Annotated in this window: 25 protein-coding genes, 1 tRNA gene and 1 pseudogene; 9 read left to right on the top strand and 18 right to left on the bottom strand. The window is 37.9% G+C overall.

What is annotated here, in order from left to right:
- Window positions 1-33 precede the first annotated feature (33 nt).
- From F909_RS10660 to F909_RS10670, 4 genes are read right to left on the bottom strand one after another with little or no spacing between them, the layout of a single operon-like run.
- Entirely contained in the window at window positions 34-900 is an 867-nt protein-coding gene (locus F909_RS10660) for a hypothetical protein (protein ID WP_005150497.1), read from the bottom strand.
- Between the two features lie 34 nt (window positions 901-934).
- Window positions 935-1,087, bottom strand: coding sequence for a hypothetical protein (locus F909_RS21260; RefSeq protein ID WP_005150496.1), 153 nt, complete (start codon window positions 1,085-1,087; stop codon window positions 935-937).
- A gap of 33 nt (window positions 1,088-1,120) precedes the next feature.
- Window positions 1,121-1,486, bottom strand: a complete 366-nt coding sequence (locus F909_RS10665; protein ID WP_005150493.1) for a hypothetical protein — start codon at window positions 1,484-1,486, stop codon at window positions 1,121-1,123.
- On the bottom strand, window positions 1,487-2,611 hold the full coding sequence (locus tag F909_RS10670) for a hypothetical protein (RefSeq protein WP_005150491.1): 1,125 nt from the start codon (window positions 2,609-2,611) through the stop codon (window positions 1,487-1,489). It abuts the gene before it with no gap.
- Window positions 2,612-3,148: 537 nt separating this feature from the next.
- On the opposite strand from F909_RS10670, the gene F909_RS10675 reads away from it, so the two are divergent.
- Window positions 3,149-3,469, top strand: coding sequence for a pyrimidine/purine nucleoside phosphorylase (locus F909_RS10675; RefSeq protein ID WP_005146015.1), 321 nt, complete (start codon window positions 3,149-3,151; stop codon window positions 3,467-3,469).
- A 312-nt stretch (window positions 3,470-3,781) separates the two neighbouring features.
- On the opposite strand, the pseudogene F909_RS20810 reads toward F909_RS10675, so the two are convergent.
- The 4 genes and pseudogenes from F909_RS20810 to F909_RS10690 all read right to left on the bottom strand — a co-directional run bounded on the left by F909_RS20810 (window position 3,782) and on the right by F909_RS10690 (window position 9,078).
- Window positions 3,782-4,024 (bottom strand): annotated as a pseudogene (locus F909_RS20810) (helix-turn-helix transcriptional regulator).
- 142 nt (window positions 4,025-4,166) lie between these two features.
- Window positions 4,167-5,126, bottom strand: a complete 960-nt coding sequence (locus tag F909_RS10680) for a hypothetical protein (RefSeq protein ID WP_005146008.1) — start codon at window positions 5,124-5,126, stop codon at window positions 4,167-4,169.
- A 64-nt stretch (window positions 5,127-5,190) separates the two neighbouring features.
- Window positions 5,191-6,117 carry an inovirus-type Gp2 protein gene (locus F909_RS10685; RefSeq protein ID WP_005150481.1) on the bottom strand — a complete coding sequence of 309 codons (927 nt, stop codon included), beginning with the start codon at window positions 6,115-6,117 and terminating at the stop codon, window positions 5,191-5,193.
- Window positions 6,118-6,711: 594 nt separating this feature from the next.
- On the bottom strand, window positions 6,712-9,078 hold the full coding sequence (locus tag F909_RS10690) for a hypothetical protein (RefSeq protein ID WP_017402191.1): 2,367 nt from the start codon (window positions 9,076-9,078) through the stop codon (window positions 6,712-6,714).
- A 239-nt stretch (window positions 9,079-9,317) separates the two neighbouring features.
- On the opposite strand from F909_RS10690, the gene F909_RS10695 reads away from it, so the two are divergent.
- On the top strand, window positions 9,318-10,097 hold the full coding sequence (locus F909_RS10695) for a hypothetical protein (protein ID WP_005150477.1): 780 nt from the start codon (window positions 9,318-9,320) through the stop codon (window positions 10,095-10,097).
- A 260-nt stretch (window positions 10,098-10,357) separates the two neighbouring features.
- On the opposite strand, the gene F909_RS10700 is transcribed toward F909_RS10695, so the two are convergent.
- The gene (locus tag F909_RS10700) at window positions 10,358-11,209 is read right to left on the bottom strand and encodes a hypothetical protein (protein ID WP_005150475.1); all 852 of its coding nucleotides are present in this window, start codon (window positions 11,207-11,209) and stop codon (window positions 10,358-10,360) included.
- 203 nt (window positions 11,210-11,412) lie between these two features.
- Here F909_RS10700 and F909_RS10705 point away from each other — a divergent pair, with 203 nt between their 5' ends.
- From F909_RS10705 to F909_RS10715, 3 genes are all read left to right on the top strand, one after another.
- Window positions 11,413-11,679 carry a helix-turn-helix transcriptional regulator gene (locus tag F909_RS10705; RefSeq protein ID WP_005150474.1) on the top strand — a complete coding sequence of 89 codons (267 nt, stop codon included), beginning with the start codon at window positions 11,413-11,415 and terminating at the stop codon, window positions 11,677-11,679.
- A 343-nt stretch (window positions 11,680-12,022) separates the two neighbouring features.
- A complete protein-coding gene (locus F909_RS10710; protein ID WP_004671839.1) occupies window positions 12,023-12,286 on the top strand; it encodes a type II toxin-antitoxin system Phd/YefM family antitoxin in 264 nt (87 codons plus the stop codon).
- Window positions 12,270-12,533, top strand: a complete 264-nt coding sequence (locus F909_RS10715) for a Txe/YoeB family addiction module toxin (protein ID WP_005150473.1) — start codon at window positions 12,270-12,272, stop codon at window positions 12,531-12,533. Before F909_RS10710 ends, F909_RS10715 begins: the two co-directional genes overlap by 17 nt.
- 157 nt (window positions 12,534-12,690) lie before the next feature.
- Here F909_RS10715 and F909_RS10720 read toward each other — a convergent pair whose 3' ends face one another.
- Window positions 12,691-13,791 (bottom strand): ComEC/Rec2 family competence protein, encoded by a 1,101-nt coding sequence (locus F909_RS10720; RefSeq protein ID WP_005150472.1) that lies wholly within the window; start codon window positions 13,789-13,791, stop codon window positions 12,691-12,693.
- A 269-nt stretch (window positions 13,792-14,060) separates the two neighbouring features.
- On the opposite strand from F909_RS10720, the gene F909_RS10725 reads away from it, so the two are divergent.
- On the top strand, window positions 14,061-14,807 hold the full coding sequence (locus tag F909_RS10725; protein WP_005150471.1) for a hypothetical protein: 747 nt from the start codon (window positions 14,061-14,063) through the stop codon (window positions 14,805-14,807).
- Window positions 14,808-15,009: 202 nt separating this feature from the next.
- On the opposite strand, the gene F909_RS10730 is transcribed toward F909_RS10725, so the two are convergent.
- The 3 genes from F909_RS10730 to greB all read right to left on the bottom strand — a co-directional run bounded on the left by F909_RS10730 (window position 15,010) and on the right by greB (window position 17,058).
- Complete coding sequence (locus F909_RS10730) at window positions 15,010-16,215, bottom strand: tyrosine-type recombinase/integrase (RefSeq protein WP_005150469.1); 1,206 nt, start codon at window positions 16,213-16,215, stop codon at window positions 15,010-15,012.
- Between the two features lie 168 nt (window positions 16,216-16,383).
- Window positions 16,384-16,473, bottom strand: a tRNA-Ser gene (locus F909_RS10735).
- 96 nt (window positions 16,474-16,569) lie between these two features.
- A complete protein-coding gene (gene greB / locus F909_RS10740; RefSeq protein WP_005150467.1) occupies window positions 16,570-17,058 on the bottom strand; it encodes a transcription elongation factor GreB in 489 nt (162 codons plus the stop codon).
- 371 nt (window positions 17,059-17,429) lie between these two features.
- Between greB and F909_RS10745 the strand changes: the two genes are divergently transcribed.
- A complete protein-coding gene (locus F909_RS10745) occupies window positions 17,430-18,539 on the top strand; it encodes an MltF family protein (protein WP_005150465.1) in 1,110 nt (369 codons plus the stop codon).
- Window positions 18,540-18,595: 56 nt separating this feature from the next.
- On the opposite strand, the gene F909_RS10750 is transcribed toward F909_RS10745, so the two are convergent.
- Entirely contained in the window at window positions 18,596-18,979 is a 384-nt protein-coding gene (locus F909_RS10750) for an SCP2 sterol-binding domain-containing protein (protein ID WP_004801562.1), read from the bottom strand.
- 196 nt (window positions 18,980-19,175) lie between these two features.
- Window positions 19,176-20,081: a tRNA 2-thiocytidine(32) synthetase TtcA gene (ttcA, locus tag F909_RS10755; RefSeq protein WP_005150462.1), complete on the bottom strand. Its 906-nt coding sequence runs from the start codon at window positions 20,079-20,081 to the stop codon at window positions 19,176-19,178.
- A gap of 497 nt (window positions 20,082-20,578) precedes the next feature.
- Between ttcA and F909_RS10760 the strand changes: the two genes are divergently transcribed.
- On the top strand, window positions 20,579-21,442 hold the full coding sequence (locus F909_RS10760; protein ID WP_005150460.1) for a lytic transglycosylase domain-containing protein: 864 nt from the start codon (window positions 20,579-20,581) through the stop codon (window positions 21,440-21,442).
- 217 nt (window positions 21,443-21,659) lie between these two features.
- On the top strand, window positions 21,660-22,565 hold the full coding sequence (gene htpX, locus F909_RS10765; RefSeq protein ID WP_005150458.1) for a protease HtpX: 906 nt from the start codon (window positions 21,660-21,662) through the stop codon (window positions 22,563-22,565).
- Between the two features lie 138 nt (window positions 22,566-22,703).
- On the opposite strand, the gene F909_RS10770 is transcribed toward htpX, so the two are convergent.
- From F909_RS10770 to mgtE, 3 genes are all read right to left on the bottom strand, one after another.
- Entirely contained in the window at window positions 22,704-23,006 is a 303-nt protein-coding gene (locus F909_RS10770; RefSeq protein WP_032877866.1) for a hypothetical protein, read from the bottom strand.
- Between the two features lie 10 nt (window positions 23,007-23,016).
- Window positions 23,017-23,607: a DUF4112 domain-containing protein gene (locus F909_RS10775; protein ID WP_005150452.1), complete on the bottom strand. Its 591-nt coding sequence runs from the start codon at window positions 23,605-23,607 to the stop codon at window positions 23,017-23,019.
- A gap of 85 nt (window positions 23,608-23,692) precedes the next feature.
- On the bottom strand, window positions 23,693-25,030 hold the full coding sequence (mgtE, locus tag F909_RS10780) for a magnesium transporter (protein WP_005150449.1): 1,338 nt from the start codon (window positions 25,028-25,030) through the stop codon (window positions 23,693-23,695).
- Window positions 25,031-25,207: the final 177 nt, after the last annotated feature.

The following is a 25,207-nucleotide window of genomic DNA, read 5'->3' as shown; positions in this document are numbered from 1 at the left end:
AGGTAATATGTATTTGAAATTTCTTTATTCTGATTAAGTATTCCCTGCTATAAATGCTGGGAATTGTGCAAGAATGCTTGTAGCAGTTGCTTGATCAACATTTAAAGCGGTACTGATCTGAAAGAAATGGTCCCGTGCTGTTTCAATTTCAAAGTTCCTTTTTTCCATCAACACTAGCACTTCCTCAAGCAGGCTGTGACATAGTTGGGGTGGCAGGCTGTTTTGAATCGCAGTGACTTCATCAAGGAGGTCAAAAAAATCAAACTGCTGATCTTGTTGCATCAACTGTTCTAGAAATGCCTGATCCACTGGATTAACAAATTCACGGTCAAATAACTGTTGCATCAATGCCCTCACCTGATTGCTCCACTCACCTCTCCACCCCAGTAATAAATAAGCATACAGTTTGATGATCGGTTGTAGGTTTGGGATCGTTGTGGGTTGGCTTTGTTGCTGTATGGATGCTGATGACAATGAGTCAGTCTGTGTTTTATGAAGCGCACAATATTGGTTTAGGAAATCTGCCAATAGCCGTAGCCCAGCTTTCTCAGGCTGAGCCAAGGTCACTTTAACTGTGCCATTGATCACTAACTGTTTACTAAGCATCCCCATCGAATAACCCACCGAAGTGATTGCTTTCATTGGATAGGTATTTGCATTGGCAAAGGCTTCCCTGAAATAGATCCCTTGCGTCGTCAGACACAATCCATTCTTGCCATGACCAAATACCGTTTCATCCACCAAGATCAATACCTGTTCAGTTTTGGTTTGGGGAGGCAAATAACTCATTGCTCCCAGAATCTTATTCATGGGAATTTGGGGTGCTAAGAAAATAGCAGGATCAGCCTGTAATAAATCCAACTGCGGAAACTGTTGTTTAAATTGATTAAAGTCCATCATTATTTTTTCACTCTTGGGCAAGTTAAGGCTTTAATCAAAAAATAAATTTCAATAATTGGAACGGCCACATCAGGGCACGACCCAATAGATAGGCTGCAAGTGGACCACTGTCCTCAATACGCCATAGCAGACTGAACCAATACAACACAGCGATACTTAGGTAAGGGATTACAAATTCTTTTTTCATGTTTAGTTATTCTCTTCATCTTTGTGATCGTGCTTAGTTCGATGCAACCAATTGCCAGCCTGTCTCTGAATCATAAGGACGTAAATCAATGACCTGATTTTTGAGGAAGGATTGCTTATATTCATCATCAAAGCGTTCAACCGTGATCTGACAGCGATAGATGTCGTACTTGGCACTGGTGCCTTCTTGACCTGCAAATAAATTGCCGACTTGACATTGCTGTAACTTGATCTGGATCACTGAAGCATCTTGAGCATGTAATAACTGAAGTACAGCATCTGCTTTGGGAAGTTCCGTTGGCATGTCCTTACTGCCACATCCATACAAGCTACCGAGTAACAACAGACCACACAGGAGTTGGATATTTCGAACGGATTTATTTTTAAAGATCTCTAACATTTACAGTGTCCCCTCGATATCACTTGACCCTGCATTGAGGTTAAGCTGGGTGATTTCTTCCTCAGTTGGTGGTCTGACTTCTAATTCAGGTTCAGCTTGCTGCTGTTCAGGATTACGGTAATGCTTAAGCCCAAACTGGAAGGACAACTTTTGTTTGAGTGAGTATGGTTGTTCTGAATTGAGATTCTTGTTGGACTCATCTGCATTCAATGGTCGGGTGGTCAAATACAGTTGTGACGGATTAATCGTTGCAAGGCGTAGATAGCGATCATTGTTGTTGTGCTGATAGAGGATGGCTTGTTCTAAAACCAATTGCCCTTGCTGCATACTCAAAATAAAACCGAGATAGTTTCGCTTATCTCGTTCATCACGTAGATTGCCTAGGATAATTTCAGCATTTTTGGGTGATGCACTAAATACTAGATTGAGCTTGGATACAGTCGAATCGTAGTAGCCCGCAGCATTGGTGCTCGATGCCTGTATATGCATGACTTGCCGATCCGCATCATACTGAGCTGAGTCTTCACTAGATGGACTAAGTACATTGATCGCAATTGGGTAAGCCAAATAATTTAAGGCATCCTCCAATCGTCCAAGGTCAACATTGAGATTGGCTGTGGCTTTTTTTAAAGTGGCTTGTTCTGCCTGAATCCGTTGCTGGTATTGCTCCGTAGTTTCAAATTCGCCTTTGCTCTCTCCTGTAACTGGGGTCTTCAGCATTCGTGCATGGTTAATCACCAGATCATTAGCACTGGCAAATAGGTCATTCTTTGGAAATTCCAGTAAGGATTGCTGACTTGGTTTTTCTATCCCTAAGACCAAAATTTGATTCGGCTTGAGTTGCAGTTTTTCTCGGAATTGTAGCAATGCAGATCGATTGCCTGATTGGGCATGCAGATAGTCACGGAAGCCTGAGACATCTGCTTCGGGCAGTTGTTGTTGATTTAAGAAAGGTTGTAATGCTTTAGCTTCGACCAGAACAGGTCGATGTGTTGGTTCAAGTCGTTGGCTGAGTGCTACATTTTCGTCAGGGCTTAAAACTTCAGTGGAAGAATTTTTATTTCCACAGCCGATCAGTAAAAATGATCCGAGCACACAGACAAACAGAGGATGGACATCCTTCATTTGTTTACCCCAGATAAAATTATTGTTTTATGTATGCTGTTATTGGTTTAGTGATGACAAAGCCGTACACAGCACTGAGGTAAAAATAGAATGATAATTTAAGAATGTAGTGCACATGGTCGACTCCGTTATCAACTTGGAGTTCTGCCCAAAATACAAAGATTATGGTGGCAGAACGAGAAAGGGTTGACGGACTGGGTAAGACTCCAGCACACCCGAAGGTGTCCCTCTCTCGCCCTACCGCAACGAGAGAAGGACGAGAAGTACACACAAAGTCAGCCCTCAGAAGGGAAAACTCTGATGTCGTCTTACAAAACGGTCCGTCAAAACCGACTGACAATGTAGGTCAGCAAGCCAAGGATAATCAGCGAAGTAAAGGGTGTCAATACGTTTAGCTGTTTATAGCTTATTCGACACGCCATAATGTAAGTGAATCAACCATGATCTAGTCAGAATTTATCAATCATTAAATCCTTGAGAATTTTTAGTATAATTTATTAATATAGTCTCAATACATTAAATATTAGGAACCAGCCTATGTCAGAGCAATTTGATTTTATTTCAATAAAAAAGAAAGCCAATGTTCATTTTAATGGCGCATCGATCAGCCATGCTATTGTATTAAAAGACGGAACTAAAAAAACTTTAGGTGTAATTCTTCCATCTGAGGAACCACTAACTTTTAAGACTCATCTAGCCGAACGTATGGAAATTATCTCTGGGGAATGTAGTGTGCAAATTGGTCATGTGCCTGACATAAAAATCTTTAAATCTGGTGAGTCGTTTCAAATCCCAGCCCATAGCCAATTTAAGATTCATACAAGTGAAGTCGTAGATTATATTTGTCATTTTGAATAACAAATAAACTTAATATACCCAAAATCATAGTGTTCTATTCTGATATATAATTTACCAGTAGTAAACTTGACGGAGATAAATGTTGCGACCCAAATGTATTCGTGGTCCAAAGTATAGGCAAGAATATTCTCATCCATATAACGAATTCACCTTTCGTGATTAATAAAAAGATGAACAGCCCCGTTATTGTAAACAAATCTTAGATTTTACCCCACCTCAAGCATTCTTCATTGCTGAATAAATTTTTCCTTATTTTGCTTACGCGCTTGTATTACAACTGATGGGGCAACAATCTTAATTCATAACTTTTATTCAATTAGTACTGATTCCACGTTCACTGATCTTTTGACTAATCCACGTATTCACCTCATGCTCAACCCAACCTACTCGATTGATCGTTAAATGAATCTACTGAGGAAAACTAGCATCGTAGTATTTTGATTTGGGGTCTAGAAGTGAATAAATTGTGACACGACTCAGCCCTGTGATTTCAACTAGTTGCCTGATGTTTAAAATTTGATTGATCTGAAATGTTTGTGAATTTAACGCGTTCATCTGATGTACTCCGATGTGGTATGAAGGCGTTCTTTCTGCACATATCATGTCCATCACCGTAAAAAAATATATGCCCTCAAACTCCTCCGTATCTAATCAAATAGATACAGAGGTCAATTGTTTTACATTTGATTTGATTCAATCACCATTTTTTTCCATGAAAGGCTTTAAACCCACGTGTTAGGATACAAATCTTATTCATCTTTTCAGATACACTAGAAGCAACTTCAGGCACGTTATCTAAATCATCTAATGGGTCTTGTGGCTCAGGAAATGCCAGAACGTCATCACGACCTAAACCAAAAGGATTACCTGATGGTTGCTTAGATGGCTCCTCATCTACAATCAATAATGTTCCTAATCCATCCGTTGCTTCCTGCCATAATCGCAGTATCAAAGCTGAATAATTCGTATCGATAGAATAAAAAACTTTTTGAAAGGTTAAGTAAAAACGGATGACATAGCAGTTTCTGTAGCTATCACGAATTAAGTGATAGTAGGTAAATATGACTTGGCCTCTAAACCAAGGTTGGCATTTCAAGTTTTTTTCAAATTTTCGAAATGATTTAATCACCCAATCAATCGTTTGCAGTTTCTCTGTCTCTGATGGGAAGCTCAGATAAAATTTGATATCTGGTGCATCTACACTTGTCTTGCTGACCTCAATATACGAGTCTCGAATTTGATTGATATGCTTGTCATATTGGTCATTGTACTGATGTAAACGCTCATTAAAGCCTGTCGTCTTAAATAGTGTCTTTAGTTTTTCAAGAATCTGTTCAATCATCCATTTCTTAGTATGTGTCGTATCTGGTATAAAGTAACGTGCATACGGGTTTACTTGTGATAGCACACAATAATAAGCATTTCGAAATTGAGTAATCCAAAAGCCAAGCTCAGCATCTCGATGCGAATACATCAAAAAATTCCAGTCGCCAAAATAATCTAAAAAAACCTGTGACCATTCCTGTTTCAGATTCTTTTCATTTTCAACATCGCTTTTCTTGGGACCTGAAGCCCCATAGCGTGCCTGAGTAAAAAAGTCATGCACATCTTTCTCTAGGCGTGGTGCTGTTTGGTGTTCAATGTGTGTAATATCCATGGAGGTTGTTCTACAAGGTTGTGGATTTCATAGAACTGCTCCATCCATATTTTTTTACAGGCACTTAATCGGATATGAGTTGATAGTTACGCCCATGCACTCGGTAAATGCCTTTAAAGAATGTTCTTTTATTAATCGGTTTAACTAACATCTGTTGTAGATACTTTTCTGGGTTGGTTAAGTATCTGGCAACATTCAAAGCATTTTGAAGCTCTTTTGGATGCTTACGGTGAATCAAACCAATACCCAGTAAGCCTTTATTGGCAAACTGCTCCTTGTTTTCTTTAGTATTACCATTCCTCCCATAACCCCAACCATGGGTAATAGTCTGCCACTTTTGTAAGACCTGATCCCCTAGAAACCAATCCTGACAACGTTCTGAACCGTTGTAGACCAACATCAGATGCGCATGATAGCCCTTTGTATAACACCCTTGCTCTAAAGCTAAACCATAACCCAATATATGCTTAAAACAGCCATTCTTATCTTTTAGGTACTTGCATAGAAACTGAATATGGAGATAGAAGTCATGAACTGTGACATTCGACATAAATTTCTTTAAATAACCTAAATCCACACGGACAATCAGAACTTGATAATGATCTTGAATCATTTGCTGAACATAAGTCAAAAAGCTGATTTGATTATCTGATTCCTGCTGCCTGAATAAGCGAATCTCATCTAGAATCAGACTACGGTAATCTCTCAAACTTCGCATTAACTTTACTACCTCAACAGAAGATAGCCGTAGCAAGTAATCCTCTAGACATAGAGTCCCTCTTAGTGCTTCAATGGCTTGAGTCATATCTTTAAAAGCCTGAATGGATGCACTGTACTCAATGCCGTCTTGATCAAAGATCTGAAATGCAGGAATCAGTGAGCAAAGATGCGTGATAAAGGAAGATTGATTTAGCTCCAGATTCAGCACCCAGTCAACAAAGCCATGTACGGCTGTCATGACGCCAGCTTGATGAGATAAGTCATATTGCATTGAGATGCTCCTTCGTTATGTTTGGTACATAACTAAGGAGACAACATTATTTTTTTATGTATGAAGATACCTATATGGCGAATCCTACACCAAGATTCAGATCGATCTCAGGACTGATAGCTATAAGTTGCATTTAGGGATTGTAGCACATTGATTGACTATATCAAGATTCAGTAGACATCACTATTAAGTCTCTAATATCAATTGATTATTTCACTATGAGTATCTTAGTGAAGTATTTATGATTGAATATTGAATATTAATTAATATTAAGTATTTAATTAATAATATTATTTACCGACTTATCACAAGACTCAGTAGTTGCAAAATCAATCGATTCATAGGTCTATCCAATTTCCCCCACCCTACAAATCCTGTATTTTTAGAAAAAATCTCATTTACGAGAGTTAAGGCAGAAATTAGTTTTTATTGCAAACCTAAGTCGTGTCACGTTCTACAGCTTGTTAGACTATAAATCCGATTACCATGATCCCCCTTCCACAAACAGGTTCACTTAACCACAAATCCTGTTGGCAGGTCCGCCTTTGAAATTAATGAGTGGATGAAACTAAACTTGCTCAACGCTAAGGCCAACTATTTTTTAAGTATCACACCTTTAATAAAAGCTTTAGGAACTGTCTGACTAAACCGAGCGTGGAATACATCCCGATAAGCGAAATAGGGTATGACATGCTCAATGACTCTTTTTTTCATTTTACGATCATGTGCTTCAAGACAGACATGATACGTACTCTGAGTCTTATCTTCTGTATTCAATCCATCAACCGAACACATTAATATTTTCGGTTTAATGGAGCCATAGTACTTTATATCTTCTGCATCTTGCAGCTTTAAAGTCTGAGCAGCTTTAGTATCAAGAAAGTTGTTCCAGCGCTGATCTAGATCATAGACTAGAGTTTGTAATTGCGCCTGACAACGATCATTAAAAAACAATACGACATCTATTGTAAATTCTGAAGCGATCGGCCAGTTCTTCTCTTGCCAAATACCTACGTAGCCACGCAACCAATAACAAGGTTTCGCTCGCTTTGCTAAGCGCATGAATTCAGTAAATAATTTTGATAGCTCAGACTGTTTCAAACACCCCTTTGATGAATTCGCATTGACAGTAATACGATAAGCCCAACAATTGTGCTCTAATACGCTATTCAAGTATTCTCGTGTATCTGTATACCTCCGTACACCTTGAGCATAATGCTTTTCCAGAAGTTCACGTTTATTTACTTCTAGTCTTTGTTGTTCAAGAAAATAATTCCTTACAGCTTGGAGGTTTGTATTTAACTGGCCTAACACAACAGAGTCGACAGGCTGATTGAATATAAATCCTGTAAAAATCTGCTGAAAACCAATCCACAAGTTCAAATTGTCTTCATGCCCAAACCACCATGTACGTAAACCGTAATTTTGAATTAAATGATCAATCTGCCTAAAAAAATTAAAATCACTTGCAACCTGCTTCACAAGCGATAAATACTGCTGACCAAGCTGTGTAGCGGATTCTTGCATATCTTTAGCATTCAAAAAGTAGGTCTGATGCGCTGATCTCACCTCATTAAAGACGGGTTGTTGATTATTTAACAAAGTCTCAATAAATACTTCAATTTGGAACAACCACTCACCATACTGTTTTGAAATACCTTGTTCAGCACAAAATTCTTTGTAGTAAATCTGGCTAACGAGCAGACGATCAGCTACGCGCTTCGCAAGATGTTTAACATCCCAGATACCTTTGAGTACTTTGCATTCCTGCAATACCTGTGCAAAATTTTTAGGTGGAGGGCTTATCTTGGATGACACAGCCTGCTTCTTTATCTTTGGCTGTTGCCCACTCGGATGCATATAAACCTTATTCACCTCAAGAGATTTTTCAGGATGTATAAGCTTTGCTATTGAATCCATTTTAAAAAAATAGCTGAGTACCCAATACTTAAATTGTTCAATCCGAACAGGCGTATTTATTCCGACAGAACCAACAGCATGTTTCTTACCATGTGTTCGTACAAACTCATTTCCATTAACGACATCAATCGCAGTATAGTGACTAAAATTATTCCTCAATAATGCTTGTAGACGAGTAACAATCACTTCTTCCTGATCAATGCTATAACTTCTTAGTATAAAAACACATGAAAGCTTTAAACCATTTTGATAATCATGTCCAAGCTTGGTATATGCTCGCAGCCAACCAGGGATCATCTTAAAAATTGTATTCTGTATCTCAGCCCGATCTCTAAGTACTTTTTCAATCAATTGCACTAACGGTTCATTCTCAGTTTGACTCACTATACGCAAGAAACGAACATCAATCACCAAGATATACACTTCCTGATGTATTGATAAAAGCGTATCAAAATGTGCGAAAGCATGATTGATCTCGTCTACAACCTGCTGAGTCTGCTTATTAGTTTCTTCGATATATAATGGATTTTTCTGCAACTCAGAAAAAAAATTCATCAATCTCCATGCTTTTTGATAATGGAATTTTGAAGGTGACCATTGTTGCTTTCGTTCCTGCAAACCACCAGAACCCGACAGAACCTGTTCAATACAAGCAGTATTATTTGGTAGCTTAACTGCATCTTCTTCTAAAAACTTTTGATAATAAACCCAATTTAACCCAAGCCCAAGATAAGTCATATCGAACATTTTGCGCTCAAATTGAAGGGCTTTAAAATAAACAAGGAATGAAGGGTCAAATTCAGCATGCCCAGTCACACTAATTCTCAACTGAGTCGCCCGAGGTAAACTTCCAGACTTCAAATCATCTACAAACTTATCGATTGCCCGAATAACCTGAACAGATTCTTTATATAAACAAGCAGGTTGGTACTCCTGATCTTCCTTCACGGAGCGATCTAAGGCTTGCCAGATATAAGGAACTTGATTAAAAAATAAATCAAATAGATCTTTATCTTTAATTATTAGCTTATAATTATCCATTAACATACCCAAAACCAGTAAATATCCTTTATATTAGCTGGATCGAGTCGAACTAAACAATAAATTCCATCCCATTAATCACAGTTATTTTCACTATTATTCACATCAAATTTTACCATCATTAACAATGAATAAAAACATTATGCACTGTGAGTAATATAACTACATCTTTTTAAATCTCTAATTCACTTAAAGAGTTAATTTAATTATGGCAAATCGGTCAATTTTTTTATAAAATTATGTCTAATTATACTTATTTTAGACATAATTTAATCATGAAAGAAGTGACTGTTATTGAACTGAGCGAACTGACAGGTCTCTCTAGATCAAAAATCTACTATCTCAATAAAAAAGGTAAATTAATGATTTTAAATGGTAAAATAAATTATGAAGATGCGCTACAAGTTATCACTTCATTAGTAATTAAGAAAACGAAGATAAACAATCAAGAAAATTTTAGACATATATTAAACATGATGCATTTGCAAAATATCACCTTACAGAAACAGCTAGATTTAGCTTATGAGCGTGAAAAAACCTATTTGGCAGAACTTGCAAGCTATCGGCAGAGTTTACGCCTGAAACCATCTCTCACCCCATTTATAGATGAGAATAATTCACAAGTAGAACTAGAAAATGATTTAGACAATATTGATAAAAATTGTCTAAACGGAATGCCGCCCGAGAGCGAAAATCATACCCCGACAGAATCGTGTCAAAGCATCAATGAAGAAATACAATCTACAAATGAGATTAGTCTCCACGTCCTCCCTACAGCCCCCCGTCAAAATGAAATGACCTTATCCGAGACAGAACGTGGAAAGACTGCATCTACAGAACAAAAAAAAGAAGCTATTGAACAAAAAGACGATGCTCTTGGCATGCAATCACCTACCCAAGGCCAAACAGGTCAACGAACTCTATATACACGCACAAAAGCCACAACCAAAGTAGACCCAGAAAAATTAAGAAGAGGTCTGATCATAGAACGCCGCCCACCCTCACCTAAAAAAACATAAAGAGTATTAGCAGTAAAAACAGGATTAAGAATCATGGGAACCAATCTATAGGAATCATCACCCACCATTTATTTAAATATGACCTCGCTTACATTGAACTGCTTAACTAATGTAAGTGTTGAATAAGTAAATTCCTAGTCTCTATCGGCTGCTAAGGGTAACTTAAATTCTGTAATATCCATCGTAATTCATCTACTAAATCAGCACCATCGATTGGCCTAAACGTTTATTCGTCACCACCCCATTACCAACACTCCTCCCTATTTGGAATCTTTTTCAATAATCTCTGCAAGCAGCTCTGGGCAGTTCCGTACATGATTAAGAAGTGTCTGTTCTTGATCATTCGAGTTAAAAGCCATTTTTTTCTTCAAAATATCTGCAACATTATGGGCGTTTAAAGCTCGTATAAATTCTCTGTTTTCTTCTTCCAGACTTTTAATGTAGCTAATATAGGTTCGATCCTGAATTTTGATATCACAAGATCCCTCATATCGTTTTTTATTATTTTCTAAAGCATCCTGTAATTCTGCAATTTTGCCGGTATTTTCTGCTATACGATTTTTAATCCAATTTTGATCAAAAGCTTTAAGCTCTTTTTCCAGTGTCGGATAAACATCATTAATTGCAGCCGTAACAGATTTCCAGCGTCCTTTTATTTTTGCAGTTTCTCGTAATACCCTATAAATGATCTCTCGCTTTTCATAGAGATTACCTTCATAGCGCTTTTTCACATTCTTTATACCATTGATTCGGCGTTGTAACTTAGGATGCTGAAAAACATGCTGATCAAAATCAAGTGCTAGGTATGCATAAAGTATTGGTTTATAGCCAGCAACACTATGTTTATTTTTTTGCTTATCATTAGCCCCCAATAATTCTTCTTTTAATTGAGCAATACGATCTAATAACTGATTCAGCCCATAAAACTGTGAAAGTTGAGCTTCTCCTTTGAGTGCAATCTCATCAGCCATACATTTTTTTATAAACTCAATTTCGTCAGAGGCAAATTCCCTCTGCTCTTTCAAAGCCCTTACACCACCTGCATGGTAAAGGTAACAATTAAGCATTTCCACCTCTAGAATATTGATGTCTTCATTAGTAACTTTCATCATGCTCAAAATAAAAATATTATAATAATTATAAATTTAACACATATTCTAGTATAATATTTTATTATCTTTGTAGTATGCTAAAAAAAAACTCACTGAGTCACTACCATCAGGTCATGGACAGTCATTAAGTCGGCATCACACGAAAAGTCTGATGAAATTGAATTGATGATTGAGTAGAATTTGGCTTAATGGAAACCAGTAAAATGTTAGAGTTACGCTATCGTGTAAAAGATTTAGTGAACTACCCTGAACGCCCAGCAAAGGACTATGTGGATCGTAGTGGTCGTAGACGGAGAGTTTCACACAAGCCTGCCAGCAAAGGTTTGTTGAATATCGCAGAATCTACTTTTTGGAAGATGATTCGTCGTGGTGATTTTCCTGAACCGACATACTTGACCACAAGTATGCCAACATGGACTGAAAGCCAAATCAATGCTTGGCTTGAGCAGAAAGTACTTCAAGCGGCATAAAAGGAAACAGCCTGTCGATGACAGGCTGTTTTTCTTATACTTTCACATTATGTACAAAATATTGTCTGTACAGAATATTGACACTTAAATTAAAGAGACTTATAGTTAGTATGCTTAGTCGCAATTGTAAGAGTAATAAGCTAACTAGTGTCTATCTAAGTATCTAAATTTAATGCCCAAAATTGAATGACGAAAATACAGCCAGCCATAGTGTCCAAATGTAATGATCAATGTATCTAAAGAAGTGACCAAAAATAGTGTTAAATGAAATGTCAAAATATAGTGGCGAATGAATATCGTAATTAATGACTTGTAATGCTTGAGTAATAGGAAAATTAAGACTATGCAAATTTTCACTTATACCGATGCTCGCAATAATCTGAAAACGGTTTTAGACCGTGTTATTGATGATTCAGATGTTGCAGTAATTACGAGGAAAGAAGGTCAACATGCAGTTGTAATGGGCCAAGACTATTACAACAGTATAATGGAAACATTGTACCTCATGTCTTCTCCAAGTAACGCAGCACACCTAGCGAAATCAATTGCAGAATTACGGGCATCTAAAGCAATCGAAAGAGAACTTTTAGATGAAACGGAAGACTAGTTTTACTCCAACAGCTTGGGAGGATTATGTGTACTGGCAAAGCCAAGACAAAAAAACTCTTAAGCGTATCAATACACTAATCAAAGAGTGTCTTCGTACTCCCTTTGAAGGTATTGGCAAGCCTGAACCATTACTCGGTGATTTAGCGGGGTTTTGGAGCAGACGAATAGATGAAAAAAATAGATTAGTCTATGAAGTAAGTGATGTAGCGATAACTATCATTTCTTGTCGTTATCACTACGAATAAAAGAGAAGCCCTAACTTAGCATTGGGGCTTCTTTACATAAATCATTTACTATATAGCCCACTTAACTGCAATAAGCCTACTTGGACTGAAAGTCAAATTAATACCTAGCTCAAGCAGAAAAATAATTAAGCAGTATTGTAGCTAATTTTAGAAAAAGTTAATTATCAGTATCATCTACTTCATATGAAAACTCTAATGGGGTTACTGAACCCCAGCCAGCTCGTTCAGGCATTCCATTATAATGTCGTTTTGTACTTCCTTTAGTTGCAACAACTTTAAATCCCCTACGCATAAAAGCATTCACAACACGGTCTCTAGGGTGCTTTTTAGAGGATTGGGATGCTGAAACAAATGCCGTCTTATTTAAAGTAAGATTATGCGCATCAAAATTGATCGGCTCACCTAATAAACGGTTTAGTACAGTAGTAGATACATTTCTCCGACTACCGTGATGTGGTACTTGAACAAACTTTAAATCTTCTTTCAGTCTTAAATTGTTTCGTTCAGCAAAAATACAAGCCCTATCAATAGCTTCGACACCACTATCACCAGTAAGTACGAATCCGCGTCCTAATAAATTGGCATATAGCACTACACTACTATTATTTTCTGCTGAAGTTTGAACGTTATTAGGAAGATTCTCATCACCCCAAGATTCCTCTAGTAGCTTAGCAACTGTTTCAACAAAATTTTCCATGCCATCCATAATATTTTCAAAAACCATTTTTGCTTTTGGTGGAGTTTTTGAAAAGTCTGGTACTAGTGTATTTTTATACCAATCCTCATCAGGAGACAGAACTGTAAATGGTCCAATTTTTGCGCCTGCATAGGGTTCATACACTGGAATAGATTGTTCTATAGCTAGTTCATACACACGATGAGCCAGTCTCAATTTAGTTTTCATACGTTCACTAAGACTATTTGCAGTCATACGTCCATCATGAAATAGATCTAGAATCTCTGCACTATATTTCCACGGTTGATGAATCCAAACTTCACCAACTTGCATATTTTCCAACACATAAGTTAATCCAGAAACATGGTCACCATCCGGATGTGAATTAATAAGATAGTCAATCTTATCCATACCATAGTATTTTTTAATATGTTCAACCATAGCTTTGCCAGATGTTTGAGTGCCACCATCGTAGGCAATGATTTTTCCTACATTATCTTCAACGTAATGAAAAAGAATGCAATCTCCACTTTTTTCCCCACTCCCAACAGGCAAAAACTCTATCTCATAACTTGTAATCATCTTAAAACCCCATAATCATTCTTGTATAATAAGTGGTAGCTATTTTTGATATTTCAATTAAAATTTAATGATTTATTTTAGTTAGCAAGTTGTGCGTTATTGGGCTTTTTTTAAATTTCCCCATCCCTGAAGTTAGCTATAATTTCTACTGATAACCTTGGAGAGTGAGGGTAAGTCTTTAGAGTTCATGTAGGAATATCTAAGCACCAAATACTTGAAAACCTGCATCCAACCGAAACCATATATACTTTATAGAATGAGAAAATATAGTGAAACTATCAGACTATTTTGATCAATACTCACTTTCTGCACGAGTAAGACCTGCACTCTTTATTGTTTTACCAATAATATTAACGGCATATATACTGTTTGAACCACTTAGAACACTATTAGGCTCTCTGTTAACAATCTTATTGACTTGTGGAGTAGTTAATTTTTTTTCCAATCAAATGTCATCAAAAGGAAATGTAATTCAACAAACGTTATTTACTAAATGGGGTGGCGCTCCTACAACTCTTATTTTACGCCACTCAAACAATGAACTTGACAAATATACAAAACAAAGATATAGAGAAAAGCTAGTTTCATTAGTATCAAACTTTAAAAATGTCACTGAAAGAGCTGAAAGGTCTAATCCTGCCAATGCTGATCAATACTATATTTCAGCAATTAACTACCTAAAAGAAAAAACAAGAGATAGTAAAAAATATCCTTTAATTCTTAAAGAAAACATGAATTATGGATTTAGCAGAAATCTATTAGCTTTTAAAACCACAGCTATAATAATTATTTTAGCCTCATTACTAATAAGTCTTTCAATAATCTATGTTAAATTTAAAGATAAATATGTGGATATAAACTCTCTAATCTTATTACCATCTGAATACTATGTTCTAATCATCCTACACGTTATTTTTTTATTAATTTGGTGTTTCATGATAAATGAAACATGGGTAAAAGTTAGGGCATACGCATATGCAAAACGTCTTTTATCCTCTTGTGAAGAGATAGCTTAAAAAATTACTCACTCAGCACTCATTACAACTGCCATTTAAGACAATGGTCATTATATAAAATTAATTACTTATACATAAATATCTCATTTATTTAAAGTACACAGAGCCAATTTATTACAAATTGGCTTCTCTTAGACTTCTCGGTAATATTTTGACTAGCAATTTAATTACAAGATCAACATTCTTCTCGCTTCAATTCACTTTATTCAAGTAAAGACCCCAAATAATCTGCCCACTCCTGCATCATCTCACGACGATTATTCAGAAACTTGGTTCGGTTATAAGCTGTACCATTGTTGTCTTTTACCTTATGTGCCAGTTGATGCTCAATAAAGTCCACACGCTGCTCTAGAATTTCATCCAGCATAGTACGTGCAGTTGCCCTGAAGCCATGTGCTGTCTGTTCACCACCGTAACCTAGACGCTTTAAAGCTGAATTGATGGTATTATCAGAAATAATGTTTTTGCCATCTCGACCAACAAAGATATATTCGCAGTATGGATGTAGATCAATGATTGACTCAATTAGACCAAAAGCCTGATCTGACAAGGGTACAATATGAAGCTGCTTGGTTTTACTGGCTGTAAATTTAAAGCAGCGCTCCTCACGATAAAAATACTCCTTTTTCAGCTTGCGTATCTCCCCAGGTCGCTGAAATGTCAGCACAGAGATTTTCAATGCTACCTGCGTGGTCAATAAACAACGTGTATAAAGTTTGGAGTAGTTCCAAATTTTATTCAGCATCGGAGCTAAATCCTGTTCTTCTGTTACAGCTGCAAAGTTTCCGCCCTGTGGCTTTGGTAATTCTATATCCTCAATAGGATTATACTGAATCAGCTTTTTCTTACGCGCTGACTTAAAGATTTGGTTCAGGTCTGATTTAAGACGCTTGGCTACTGACAATGCACCACGTTCAATGATGCGCTTAAAGACCTTAGCTTCTAGTATCTCTAATGTGAGTTGTGGAAAAGTTAAATCACCAATATAAGGATAAGCATCATGCTTTAAACGACGAACAGTTTCTTCATCCTGCTTTTGTTCCAACTCCCGTTTATATAACCATGCTTCAGCAACAATACGAAAGGTGTTTTCTGCTTCTTTCTGTTTCTGAGACTTAGTTTCAATCCTTTCCATTGCAGGGTCTATGCCCTGTTTGATAAGTTTTTTATATTCATCACGAATCGTACGAGCATCGTCTAACGAAACTTCTGGGTAAGTGCCTAAAGATAAATCGTTACGCTTGCCTAAGAATGGGCGTGTGTAATTGAATATCCAATATTTGCTACCGCCCTGATCTATACGCAGATAAAGATTTCCACCATCTGACAGCTTATACATCTTATCAGGATCAGGTTTGGCTTTTTTAACTTGTAAAGCACTAAGCTTATTGATTCCACGAGTTGCCATAGTTCAGACATAAAAAAATGCAGTAAGAAATAATCTTACTGCATTTTTTACTACTTTATAACCACCGATTGGCGTAGTGCGTCACGGCTTGTTATATCGTACATTCCCAACTTTAACCTTACAAATCATAAACTTATATAGTGTTAAACAGTGTCAGAAACTTGAATTTGGCGGAAGCGGTGAGATTCGAACTCACGGAGGACTCACACCCTCGTCGGTTTTCAAGACCGGTGCATTAAACCGCTCTGCCACGCTTCCAATGGCGGCTATCATATAAATAAAAGTTCGACTTGGCAAATCTTTTATTTAAAATAATGCTTCAAATGCTCAAAATAAAAACAACACTCTGTAATTTTAAACATTTTCAGATTTTTCATAGCGAATTGAGTTGATATACCACAACTTTTTTCCCAATGGTGTCTGTACTTCAACTTCGTCATCGACCTGTTTACTCAGGAGTGCATGGGCCATCGGTGACTCAATTGAAATGTGTTGAGGGTGATGATCATAAATTTCATCCACTCCAACGATACGTAAACTTTTTTTCTCGCCTGCATCATTTTCAATCTCAACCCAAGCACCAAAATAGACCTTCCCTTCTTGCTCAGGGACATAGTCCACAATCTTTAATTCTTCTAAGCGCTTTCCCAGATAACGCACACGGCGATCTATCTTCCTAAGTATTTGTTTATTATATTGATAATCAGCATTCTCTGAGCGATCGCCCAAACTCGCAGCCCAATTTACTTTCTTGGTTATTTCTGGGCGTTCATCGTGCCAAAGCTTTTTTAGTTCAGCAACCAAAAGGTCATGTCCAGTACGTGTGATTAAATTCGATTTCATAAGCCCAAATACGTTAATACAACATTCCATTTACATGTTTTTGCATTGTATTCCTTATTTCCCCACGACTAAAGTGTATAAATTTTATTCTTTTTCAAATCATGCGTTTGTGATGTAATTCTCAATTTTTTATTGTACAAAATTTGACATTCTTCTTTTTGGCGCTTAATATGCGCCCCTAAGTTTGTTTTTGTTCAATTTTTATACACTTTGTAAACGTTGTGAAACATTTACATCATTTCTTTTAACTCAATGTCATTTTGAATGACGTTCATGAATTGCCCACCCCTTATTGAATTTATCAACTTTTAAAAGTTAAGGCAGTGTTTTGCCGAACTTTTTGGGCATAAATTATCTGTAGCGGAGACAACATGCACAGTAATTCAAGTTCAGGGTCGAGGCCTAGCCTTAACTCTTTATCTTCCAAACTTCCTTTTCAGGCTTTAGCGTTAGGAGTCGTAATCCTTCCTTTTAATAGCCTGAATGCTGAAAAATCACATCAGTACAATACGGTCGTGAACACCAATGTGTTAACTATCGTTGCAGTTGAAAGTCCTACCACAGTCTTTAAAGACGGTCAGTTTCTACATGGTTTTGGCTATGATTTAGCACGCAATTATGCACAAAGCTTAAATGTAAAACTTGATTTTAAAACCGTTCCTGACAATGCCACGGCATTGAAATGGGTTGCTCAAGGCAAAGCCAACATTGCCATGACCACAGCCAATCTGGCAGCAATTGAAAGCAAACAACTGGTTTCATTTTCGGCAAGTTGTGGTGATCAGGCAAGCTTAAGCAAAAATGGTTTAAATCCTCAGTTAAACTGGGTGTTTAAACAAGCCGATGATCCCCTCACACTCACAGCGAGTGGTTTTATCTGTCAAAGTAAGCAGTCGGGTACAACCCAGCAATTGGCCTCATTCTATAACCGCAATGTGGTTAAACCAGAGTCTTGGTCTACGATTCAAAGAGATTTGAATCAACGCTTACCGATTTATAAGGCAAGTTTTAAACAAAGCGCATCTAAATACAATTTAGATTGGCACTTACTCGCAGCAATTGGCTATCAAGAGTCTTATCTTAAACCGAGCTCAGTTTCTCCCACTGGCGTACGTGGTTTAATGATGCTGACCAACAGTACAGCTAAAGCAATGGGTGTTAGTAACCGCTCAGACCCATTGCAGAGCATCCAAGGTGGTGCGAAGTACTTTGATCTGATGTTAGATCAATTTGGCAATGTGCCTTATCCAGATCGTAACTGGTATGCCTTAGTGGCCTACAATATGGGCCCTGGTGCGGTCAGCCAGATTCAGAAACGTATTCGTGCTCAAGGCAAAGATCCGAATCAATGGGTCAATTTATATGACTATTTACAGCGTAACCAAGCACGGAATGGTCGATATAAACAAGCCGTACAATATGTGACGCGTATTCGTACCTATTTAGAACATCTGAAAACCAATAGCCGTATTGATGTATAACTGAATAGATATAAAAAAAGCTTACCTCTGGGTAAGCTTTTTTTATTCAATAAGAATTAAGCAGTAAGCTCAAGTACTTTCTTGAATAAATCTTTTTGCTCTTGGCTTGGCTTCGCGGTTTGTAAAGCCATAAGTTGAGACATATCGCCTTGTACTTTGATTTTACCCGTCATGAATGCTTGCATCGCAGCAGCCATATCAAATTCCAAGAATACTTTACGTAAAGTTTCAGCATCCATGTTCAAAGTTGTTTTAGCATTTGAAGATAAACCCTTTTGGATTTTACCTGCATCTAAAGCCAACTCTGTATTACCAGCTGCATCTGTTACAACCAAGTTAATCGCTAAATTCGCAAGTGCTGGTGGCAAGTTTAAATCACCTGCTTCAGCAGTAAGTTTTTCAACAGTTGCAAACCAATCATCAGTTAAAAATGCAGCCATGATTATTCCTCAAATGTATTTGTTCAATTTCTTGTGCCATCTATCCAGACGACATCTCATGAAGCAATTTGCTCGTGCCCTGTTATAGCATGTAATTTTTATTTTAGGCTATGATTTTTTGTACGCGGGATTCAATTTTTAAAATTTTTATAAAAAAAAGGTACTTAACAAGTACCTTTTCAAATTTTTTTACACTTTACTCAGCCGCGAAACTCAGATTAACCACAGCTAAACGATTTTTCAGCTCTTCTGGATCTTTCATATCAAACTCACGCTGAGCATCCAACGCTTCAAAATCAAATAGCTCACGATCCGCCAATTGTGAGGGAGAGACATTTTGTAAAGCACCAAAAATGCTGTGTAAACGTTTTGGATGCTGCTTATCCCACTCACGTAACATGTCATTGATAATGGCGCGTTGTAAATTTTCTTGTGAACCACATAAATTACACGGAATGATCGGGAACTGACGTAAATCCGCATATTTGATAATGTCTTTCTCTTCGACATAAGCCAAAGGACGAATCAATATATTCTTTTTATCAGATGACAGTAATTTTGGTGGCATCGCTTTCAAACTACCACCATGGAACAAGTTCAAAAAGAAAGTCGCCATAATGTCATCACGGTGATGACCCAATGCAACTTTGGTTGCACCAATTTCTTGTGCAAAGCCATACAGCGAACCACGACGTAAACGAGAGCATACGGCGCAGTAGGTCTTCCCTTCAGGCGTTAAACGCTTGGTAATGGTATAAGTATCTTTTTCAAGAATGTAATATGGAATGTTGTTTTCTTCCATATAGCGCGGCAAGATATCTTCTGGAAAGCCAGGTTGCTTTTGATCTAGATTCACAGCCACAACATCAAAATTGATCGGTGCAATGCGTTTAAACTGTAACAAGATGTCCAGCAAGGTATAGCTGTCTTTACCACCAGACACACAAACCATGACCTTGTCACCCTCTTCGATCATGTTGTAATCACGAATTGCATGCCCAACCTGACGACGAAGCTTTTTCAACAGGCGATAATACGCTGAACTTGTCGGAAGTTCTGGCTTGAAATTAAATCCTTGGTTGGATTCCACTGGCGCGTACATAGACGTGATTTACTCATAAACAAAAATACCGCAAGATTTTATCTCATTCCGAAAAGATGCGCATCTAAAGAATTTTTCAATTTCTTCCAATCGTCATATTTGAGTTTCATACTGGTAAAATTCTGACCAAAATAATTCAGATTCGGCTGGATTGCTTATATTTCAAACTTTTCCACAGTTGTCCACAAAAGCTGTGGATAAATTTGTGGATTTCTTCGCTATTGACAAACTCTTTTTGTCTTAAAATAAGGCTTCCGATTGGATTGATCATTTTTTAACCAGTGATTTTTAAAAAATAAAATCAATGACTTACATAAGTCAAGACTTAGTTTTTAAAAATTTTTTTTTAATTTTTTTTGCTGAACATTCGAACAAAATGACTTGATTTTTGTCTGACAGCCGAAAATAAAAAAATTGTAGCGAAAGTTCTTTTTTTACTTTTTTTTGTTACACTGCTGTGAAGAACTTATGCTCATCCTTTTGTGAATATTATAACGATGAACAAAACAACATATTTTTTTACCCTTTGCTTGGGGACAATCGGTTTTTTTAATGGTGTAGCAACAAGCTATGCTGGTCAGACGATTTATCAATTTAAAGACAGTAATGGTACAACGCTGCTGACCAATAAAAAGAAAGCAGAATATAGCCATTTAAAAGTAGTTAAAGCGACCTACTATCCAGACAGTAATATTCATAGCTATAGTAACTGGGGTGCAAGTGAGGCCTCCGTCCTTCCAAGCTATAGTCGTAATAAAAATGCATTCGACTCATTGATTCGCCAAGCAGCACAGCAACATGGTATCTCTGAAGGGCTCATTAAAGCAGTCATGCATACTGAGTCAGGCTTTAATATCAATGCCCGCTCTCCTGTCGGTGCCCAAGGTTTAATGCAACTGATGCCGGCAACAGCACGCCGCTTTAACGTAAATAATGCCTATGACCCGCAGCAGAACATTTTTGGGGGCGCAAAATATTTAAGTTGGCTTCTGAAACGCTTTAACGGCAATACCCAACTCGTGATCGCTGCCTATAACGCAGGTGAAGGTAATGTCGATAAGTATGGTGGCATTCCCCCTTTCCGTGAAACACAAGATTATGTCCGTCGTGTCACCAGTCGCTATCAAAATCTATATGCATCGAGTATCGGTTCATCATCCAGCTCAAATACCCAAGTAATTGCTCAATCTAGCAATTACACCACGCCATCGACTGAAGCTGCTGAAGTGGCAGCACCTGCGGCTAAATCATATAACCGTCAAATTATTACTCTTGCAGATGGCACCTTTACCGATGCTCCTTCAGGTACCTATACCACCACCAATGCCACCGCATCTGCACGAATCCGTTTAAGTGATTAACAATTCAAGTATGCGATTCTCACAGCATGATTTTAGCTGATTGTTTTCATACAGAAATTGTTTTAAGTTACTGTTTATCATTCAGTTCATGGTTTTATAGGCTAAATGTATCTACGCCTATTTTTTGCTTGAATTTTTACAATTCGCCCTGCATATTAGCGTTATGATTTATAATTTATAAATCAGATCACTTTTTCTCTATAAGAGGGTTTTCTCAATGATGCGGATTGGTTTGTTCTTGCTAACCAACCTCGCGGTACTGGTTGTAGCTGGCATTATCTTGTCACTCTTCGGTGTCGGTAGTTACCATGGCGCAGGGGGCTTGAATCTAGGCAACCTTTTAGTCGTCTGTTTTGTCTTTGGTATGGTGGGTTCTATTATTTCCCTGTTCATGTCGAAGTGGATGGCTAAAAAAACCACTGGGACAGAATTAATTGACCCAAATGCACCCCGTAGTCAAGCAGAAGCTTGGTTATTACAAGAAGTGGCGCAATTATCTCAACGTGCAGGTATTAACATGCCTGAAGTAGGTATTTTCCCTTCTTACCAATCCAATGCATTTGCGACAGGTTGGAATAAAAATGATGCTTTGGTAGCTGTTTCAACAGGTCTACTCGAGCGTATGAACAAAGATGAACTTCGTGCTGTATTGGCTCACGAAATCGGACACGTTGCAAATGGTGACATGGTGACCCTTGCGCTGATCCAAGGTGTCGTGAACGCCTTCGTGATGTTCTTTGCACGTATTGCAGGTGACTTCATCGACCGTAACGTATTTGGTCGTGAAGATGGTGAAGCACCAGGTCTTGCTTATTTTGCCATTACGATTGTACTCGACATCGTATTCGGTATTTTGGCTTCTACCATCGTGATGTGGTTCTCTCGTCAACGTGAATATCGCGCAGACGAAGCTGGCGCACGTTTAGCTGGTAAACAGGCCATGATTTCTGCCCTACTTCGCTTACAAACAGAGTCAGAAATGCCAGATCAAATGCCGAAAGAAATGAAAGCATTTGCGATTACGGAAGGTAAGGAACAAGGCTTTAGCTTAGCGGCTTTATTCCAGACCCACCCAACCATTGAACAGCGTGTTGCTGCATTACAGCAATTAAACGTTCAATAATCAGTATCAGATAAACGATAAAGCCTCCACAATGGAGGCTTTATTTTTTGCCATATCAAAATTAATGTTTGAATCACCCTATTTTGATAAGGTAAAGAAATCAAAGATTATATGATCATACTATAAGTATAAATTACTTTATTCCCAAGCATCTTCAATTGTTTTTTTCCAATCATTGAAACTTTTAAAAAGTGAAGTATGTGGCCATCTCGGATTAGTTTCATTATTCCATGTTAAATGGACTTCAGCATATTGATCTTCCTGATTTTCTAAAAAGAATAAAACATCATCCTCTCCATCTTTTCGAGCAATAGCTACCGCTTTTTTAGCAAAAAGCACATGACCCAATATAAGCTCACGTTTAAGTTCATTAGAAAATATCGACTCTTTTTCTGCTTGTATAAGTACCCAATTTTCTGGCAATTCTTTTAGATGCCTCATATATTAACCACTAAGAAATAATATTTTGATAAAATTGCCACAGATAACTAAAGCCAGCCCACACCGCCAGCACCAGTAAAATCACCACTGCAATTCCCAATAGATCTGGAATGCGGAGCCAAATCCAGCTCACGATCGGATTACGCCAAAATGCCGAGGTTTTTTGCTTCTGCTCTAGCGATTCATGTAGGAATGGATGGACCACATGAATATCACTGTGCACTTGATATTCCTCACGGATATGGTCATGCACAATTTCAAGCGTCTTGCGACTCGGACGGATAAATACATCAAATAATGTGCCCACTATGGGTACAAAACCCACCAACATATCCATAATCGCCAGTTTGACCACGCCCTTGAGCTTGTGCTGTGGTACACCGACCTCTCTGGCCTTTTTAAAGGCATATAGCGTCAAAATAAAACCTGCAATATCACCCGCAAATGGAATAGTACTCAGCGCAGCATCGGCCCCGACTCCCTGCTTGGTAAAGGGGATCCGAACCAAACTGTCCATGGTATTGGCAAATTTTGCTAAATCACGTTCGACAGCAATTGCTTGTTGCTGGGTTAATTTTTTTTGTTCTGTTGGAGCAGTCATTCACTCAACCTAAAAACCATGTTTATGCTTGAGAATAAAGCAGATTTTCCTGTTTGTCGGTACAATTATTATTACCGATCAGAATTCAGAATAAAATCATCGATGCGATAAATAAATACACCAATACCCCAGTCGCATCACAAATCGAGGTTACCAACGGTGCGGAAGCACTGGCAGGATCGAGTCCAGCCTTGTTTAAAATAAACGGTAAGCTCATTCCAATCAAACAGCCCATCAATACAATCCCCATCATGCTCAGTGCCAGTACTAAAGCCACCATTTCATCACCACGGAAATACCCCAGTAATGACACTGCAATTGCCATGGTGCCACCTAAGCATAAAGCCACTAAGCTTTCTCGCCCCAATAGGTGAAACCAATCTTTGAATTGCACATCACCTGTGGCTAAGGCACGAACCATCAAGGTTGAGGATTGCGAACCAGCATTACCACCACTACCCACCAATAACGGCAAAAAGAACACTAATACCAGATTTTTTGCAATCACATCTTCATAGTGAGCAATACCAATTCCTGACAACAAGCTACCAAACACCAAAAAAACGAGCCAAAAAACCCGTTTCTGATACAGTTGCAAAATCGGTGCAGACTTAATACTGAGCTTAGATGATGCATTGACCGCACCGACTTTTAAAAAGTCTTCAGTGGCTTCTTCGCTGGCAACGTCCATCGCATCATCATAGGTCACAATCCCGACCATCATGTTTTGGTGATCAATAATTGGCAGTGCTAATAAATCATACCGTGCAATGGTTTTTGCCACTTCGTCTTGATCTGTATCCACAAACGCGGTTAAGACATTGGTTTCCATGAGTTCATTGATATTCTGATCTTCAGGTGCAAGTATCAACTGCTTTAAGGACAAAACCCCGAGGATTTTACGTGCTTCATCTAGAACATAAGCAAAGTAAATCATTTCAGTATCAGGTGCTTCAAGGCGCAACATTCTGATCGCATCCATGACCATCATCTTGGGTTTCAAAGTCGCATATTCGGAACTCATAATCGCGCCCGCCGTTCCCTCTAAATAAGAGGACAGTTGACGGATATCCTCTCTCTCAGCCTGTGCAAGGGCTGGCAATAGTGCATTTTGTTGTTCTTCATCCAAACATTTAAAGACATCGGCACGTTTATCCGATGACATTTCGCCAATAATCTCTGCCAAAATATTTCTGGGCATGGCTTGGGCCAGTTTGACCTGTTCATTGGGTGGAAGATATGAAAATACATAGGCACGATCAGGTAAATGCGTGAGTAGTAATTGACTCTGTTCAGGTGAGAGCTGTGTTAATACATCCGCAATATCGACTGCTTGAAATGTTTCAACTGATGCAAGTGCAAGTTCAATATGATTATTTTTAAGTGCGTCGCTTAATAAATATAAAAAGTTGTTGTAGCTCATATTTGCCTCTTCACTACAAAGTATCTGCAATGAAGGGCTAAACGCAGCGTATTATTTTACGATCGAATAGAAAACTTCATTCAGATTTTGATTAATATAAAAATGTGTAATTTGGAATAAACTACAACTCTGCGTGTCCATTTGGGGAATCAAACCTCATTAAGCCGCTTATACGGC

Source organism: Acinetobacter sp. ANC 3929 (genome assembly GCF_000369405.1).
GTDB lineage: Bacteria > Pseudomonadota > Gammaproteobacteria > Pseudomonadales > Moraxellaceae > Acinetobacter.
Note: the sequence above shows the minus strand (reverse complement) of the source record. Positions and strands in the feature narration are given on the sequence as shown.